Source organism: Prevotella sp. OH937_COT-195, assembly GCF_003932845.1.
Classification (GTDB): Bacteria; Bacteroidota; Bacteroidia; order Bacteroidales; family Bacteroidaceae; genus Prevotella.
The window spans coordinates 1-590 of sequence record NZ_RQZH01000122.1; the positions used below are offsets into that span (position 1 = coordinate 1).

Genomic DNA, 590 nt, shown 5'->3' on the forward strand with positions numbered 1-590 from the left:
GTACAAGTCCTAAAAGACAAATATCCCGTTACGCCGCACGACGAGGCAATGGCACTCGGAGAAGAGGCAACGGGCAAAGACACCAAAGGTATATTCCGTTTCAACGCCGGCAAGGAGCAAAAAACTGTACCCGACTACAACCCCTATACCATCAGGCGGTGTAACGACTGCGACCTGGCAAAGGGAAAGACAAGTCTCGTGTTTATTCCTGATAACGAACTTTGCGCAGCATGCCGCATCGTCAGAGCGTTGGCAAATGCAGATGCGAAACAGACGAGAAAATACGCCAAACCACTACAGGGAACGGCTATCAATACACCACAGTTCCCGCACCCTATCAACATCTCAAGGGCATCTGTCACCGAGTGGACGAACCAACCAAACAAGTATCTGCAGGAGAAAAACAAAATGCTGCTAAGAATCAACGAAGTGCTACAAAATGCAGAATATCTTGGAATAGCGACACCGCCACCGGGAAAGAATAGAGAAAGGGTCATACAGCATCATATATTCTCCACAAAGGTAAAAGGCGAAGAGCAGTATATCATCGTATGGGAATGGGACTGGGGAGAATACACACTGCACTCTAT

At 47.8% G+C, this 590-nt stretch carries 1 pseudogene; it reads left to right on the plus strand.

The features are described from left to right. Positions 1–590, plus strand: a pseudogene (locus tag EII32_RS12305) (phage head morphogenesis protein); the annotation flags it as partial.